Origin of the sequence: Helicobacter vulpis (assembly GCF_003660395.1) — a bacterium.
GTDB lineage: Bacteria > Campylobacterota > Campylobacteria > Campylobacterales > Helicobacteraceae > Helicobacter > Helicobacter vulpis.
In genome coordinates this window covers 1-4,260 of record NZ_QXQT01000039.1, presented here as the reverse complement: position 1 = coordinate 4,260, position 4,260 = coordinate 1, and the positions used below count along the sequence as shown (strand labels likewise).

At 40.2% G+C, this 4,260-nt stretch carries 4 protein-coding genes; 2 read left to right on the top strand and 2 right to left on the bottom strand.

Annotation, left to right across the window (positions count from 1 at the left end; all coding sequences use genetic code 11):
* Window positions 1–549 (bottom strand): protein rep (locus EAO38_RS08270; protein WP_162982751.1); only part of this gene is annotated, 549 nt, incomplete at its 3' end.
* A gap of 431 nt (window positions 550–980) precedes the next feature.
* Here EAO38_RS08270 and EAO38_RS08265 point away from each other — a divergent pair.
* Complete coding sequence (locus EAO38_RS08265; protein ID WP_235852590.1) at window positions 981–1,403, top strand: type II restriction endonuclease; 423 nt, start codon at window positions 981–983, stop codon at window positions 1,401–1,403.
* Between the two features lie 429 nt (window positions 1,404–1,832).
* On the top strand, window positions 1,833–2,057 hold the full coding sequence (locus EAO38_RS08260; protein ID WP_121022821.1) for a hypothetical protein: 225 nt from the start codon (window positions 1,833–1,835) through the stop codon (window positions 2,055–2,057).
* A gap of 679 nt (window positions 2,058–2,736) precedes the next feature.
* On the opposite strand, the gene EAO38_RS08255 is transcribed toward EAO38_RS08260, so the two are convergent.
* The coding region (locus EAO38_RS08255; RefSeq protein ID WP_121022819.1) for a protein rep at window positions 2,737–4,260 on the bottom strand (1,524 nt) is incomplete at its 5' end.

Below are 4,260 nucleotides of genomic sequence, written 5' to 3'. Positions count from 1 at the left end.
TTTTTTTCTAGTGAGTAATTTATGCACATAAGCGTTTAAAGCTTTGGTATTGTTGCGCAATTTTTCTAAGGGGACATTCTTGGGGCTAATGGTGAGCATCACTAGGCGCAAATCTTCTAGTGTAACTGCACCACTGAGCAAATACTTGGCTAGAGTGTTTTCTAGCATGATGGTGCGCTGTTTGGCTCTGAGACTAGTGCATTTGCTGCATTTGGCATCTTTGCAACACCAAGCATGGGGGATTTCCTTCTCTTCTCCATTTTCTCCATGCCATGTGGTGAGCATGATCTCTCCACAAAACTCTAGAGCAGTAGCACGGTTAAAGAAGGTTTCTCTTTTGATTTTGCCTAGATAGTACTTTTGGTAGTTGGGGTTATTGCTGAGCTCGTGGGCGATGTCTCTGTAGGCGTGGTTGAGTTCGCTGTAATCACGCTGTAGGCTTAGGTTCAGGTGTTTTTGGGTAGGGGAGGAGGAAAAGGCAGGGACATTGGTAGTGGTTGCTGAATTTGGTTTTTTAAATTTTAAAGTTCTTTGTGGTATATTTAGCACGCTTAAGCTTTCTTGGGTCCTGAACTTTTCTTAGGTTTTTTGGCTCTTTTAAGTTTAAGTTGTGTTCGAGTGTTTGAGCGCATGAGAACACATTACTACAAATTAACTTCAATAACAAATCAACTCTTGGTGCTTAACTTAAAATACCTACAGAATACCTCCACTTTTATGCCTACAAAATAACCTCTACGCAATTGTCTAAGAAAACTTTAATGTGCTCGCAACGCCCTGTAGCACGGGGTTAAACACACTTTGCGCACAATTGTTTCTTTGATACCAAGTTAAGTGGAAAGAAAATTACCATTCACGCCGTAAAGCCCCTAGCTTTAGCTATGGGAAGTATGTCAAAAAATAATTTTTATCAATCCACAGAAAATACACCTTAAAATCAGTCAAATTAGACTAAAATACACCATTTTCAGAAGGTACAGATGGATTTGAGATATGTCAATGGCACTCAGATGAGGAGAAATACTAAAAATCATCTAGATGCCTATTTTACCAAACCTGAAATCGCCCAAAAGCTATTAACTAAAGCTAAAGAGGTAATTAGCCAGTATGAGGCATTGGACAAATACACTTGGCTTGAACCTAGCGTGGGAGATGGCTGTTTTTATACCCTTTTGCCAGAAGCTAAAATTGGCATCGATATTAACTCAAGCAAATTTGATATCATACAGGCGAATTATTTGGATTTTACCCTACCTTCTAAACCCCTAATTGTCATCGGGAATCCTCCATTTGGACATCGTGGAGTGTTGGCGTTAGAGTTTATCAATCACTCTCGAACGGCCAGAAAAGGTCTTAGCAATAATAGTTTTCAATTCAATTTAAAATTTTCAATCGCGTTATAAAAATCGGGCAAATTGAGTTCTAAAGCTAACTTTTTTTAGTCTCAAATCGCTCTAAAGTGTCATTTAAATTTTCGTTTTGTAGAATGCTCACAAGGCTTTCCTTTTGCTTGAACACCTAGAAGTTAGCCTATCCATACTAACAAAACTCTTAAAACCTTTACAAACTCCCTAATTTAGGACTTTTTAACCCACAAGGTAAAGAACACAAAATCCGCCCGTTGTCTGTATAGTATCAAGTGAATATGAAAGCCCTATTTTAGAGGGTTCTGAGAGTGCCCTATTTTAGGGGATTGTGCGATTTTGAGGGGAGAATTCTTAAGAGATTTTTAACTAATAAATTTTAAAATTTTATTATTAATTTAAAGAAATTTTACTCCCATTTTAGACAACCTTGGCTAGTATTCTTATAATTTTAAAAAAGGAAATTTTATGTCCGAAAAACAAACACTCCTTGATAAAGCTCGAGAACTCTTTAAGAACAATAACACAGATTCGGGAAGTATAAGCGAATTAGAAAAAGCCCTAGAATATGCTGAAAAAACTGGAGATCATGAACTGATTGAAAAAATTAAAGCCCAACTACAACACCTTCACAACTTAAAACAACTCCTTATGCAACAACAAAAACAAGAGAGTAAAGGTCATTCACGCTAAAACTTTAAATAAAGTGATCACATTGCGCGCCTAGTTGCATGGATTGCTCCATAGCACGATGAGGGAGGCGCGCGTAGCTTTTAAGAAGTGATTTGAATTCTTGTTTGGTCTAGCCCTGTAGTAACGCTTATCTTGGTTTGGCAGTTAAAGTAGCTAAGTGAAGAGAAGGATTTTTTGTCTTTAGCACAGCGAACAAAAGTAAAAAACGCCATTGTGTTATACAAAAACCTTTGTTTCACTTAGCACAATCATAAGCACACCCTAAATCACACCGTTCAAAATTCCCATTTGGTTCAGCAAAAACGCGCGCGCTGATACACTAAGAACATGCATAGACACAACGCAACAAGAGCTCTCAAACAAAGGTAAAAAGAGCGGTGGTAATCACAAGTGCATGCAACAATAAAGCTCGCCTCTCTTCCCCACAAAGCCCTTTAGGGCCGTCCGCAATGCGGTGTGGGGCAAACTATTCAAGACGATAATTGGTTCAAAACATTGCAACGCAACATCACAATGTCAAAAAGGCAAAAGTGAACGAACACGCCCATTTTATTTTTGACTTCCTGCCATGTCTTTGGGTATTCGTTGTGGCATGAGCAATATTGCATCTATCAACTTCAAAAAGACAAACAATATCCAGCTCGAACATAATGACAAAACACGACCGCCGACATACTTGCTAGCTAGATGTTGATTCATTGTTAGACAAATCAGGCGGTGGATCAGATAACTGCTCCTTGACTTCTTTGGACTTTAGTGTCTTCTCCAAACTCTTTAATGCCCTATCTTGCTCGCTTTCATAGACAAAGACGCTTAAGCCATTGTTGAGTTTGTCCATAGCGTAGGCATAGGCAGTTTTAATGATCTTGTATAGGCTGTATTGATAGCACCCACACTCTTGCCATTCTGGTATAGGAACACGCTTGCCTTGTAATTCTAGTGGATCAGAGACCCCCATTCTAATTCTTAGCTCTTTTTCCTCCTGTGCTTGGGCTAGATATTCTTTTTTTGCCCGATTGACAGCAGAACACACAGCGCGCATGCTTTTCTTTTGCTCTGGGTCTAGTTGTCCTAAATGCTCGTCAATGATGCGTTTAAAACGCTCTGTGAGCTTCACGCCATAGGCTTCCTCCATAATTTGTTGTTCTTTGCCTTTTATGTGCTCATAAACCGCTCTGATGGTGTAATGCGTGCCTTGTAGCTGTTCTTCTAGGTATTGTCCTAGGGGCTTATCTTTGTCTTCACCTTGTGGGGGTTTAACGCGGTCCACTGCAGTGTGGTCATATTGGATTACTTGTGCTTTGTGGGGTAGGGTGAGCTCATCGGCATTTGCCATATTACGGCGTGCAAAGACACCGCCTGAACCTACGGCTCTAAGACCTTTGGTTTGCTCGGCTAGCATTAAGAAGTAAGGTTTGAACTCATATTGCTTTAACTCCTTTTTGGTGATTTTGCCTTGTTTATACTGCTCTAAGGCTTTTTTATAGACTTTGTTTCTCTTGCGGTCTAGTCTGCCTAGCCTACGCAGTTGTGCGGGGTTCATCATCCCTTTATCGGGGTAACCTAGTGCATCCTTTGCTCCTTCTTTGATCTCAGCGCAAAACTCTTGGGCACTCTCCTGGATTACTTGTTGTTCTTCAGTGGCTAGGCTCTCTTCTGTGCTGTCTAGCTTGAATTGTTTAACGATTTCATACATGACCTTTCTAATTTCTTGCTCTACTTTTTCTTTGCCTTTCTCAGAGGTTTTAGCAACAAGTTTCTTAGCAAATTTGCGCCCATCAAAGACCACGCGCATATCTACATTGTTGCCTTCTAGCTTGACTTTGATCTTCTTGGGTTCGATGGGTTTGCCGTTTTTGTCCTCTGTAGGGCTGTTGTAGTCATCGATGGTAATGGGGGTTTTGAATTGTTCGGCTATCATCTCTGAGAACTCTCTTTGTGTGAGATAGCGTTCTTTGTAGTAGCTGTAGTGGACAATAACAAGCAAATGGATGTGGGGGTGGGTCATCCCCTGTCCTAATTGCGTATCAAAACTCATGCCTACGATTTCAGTGCCTCTGATATAACCGCCCTTACCTCTGGGGGCAAATCTATCTCTTAAATATTTTTTTCTAGTGAGTAATTTATGCACATAAGCGTTTAAAGCTTTGGTATTGTTGCGCAATTTTTCTAAGGGGACATTCTTGGGGCTAATGGTGAGCAT

What these genes read in the sequence shown, in the direction of transcription:
- EAO38_RS08265 (WP_235852590.1), top strand. Translation starts at nt 981, where the DNA reads ATGGATTTGAGATATGTCAATGGCACTCAGATGAGGAGAAATACTAAA.
- EAO38_RS08260 (WP_121022821.1), top strand. Translation starts at nt 1,833, where the DNA reads ATGTCCGAAAAACAAACACTCCTTGATAAAGCTCGAGAACTCTTTAAG.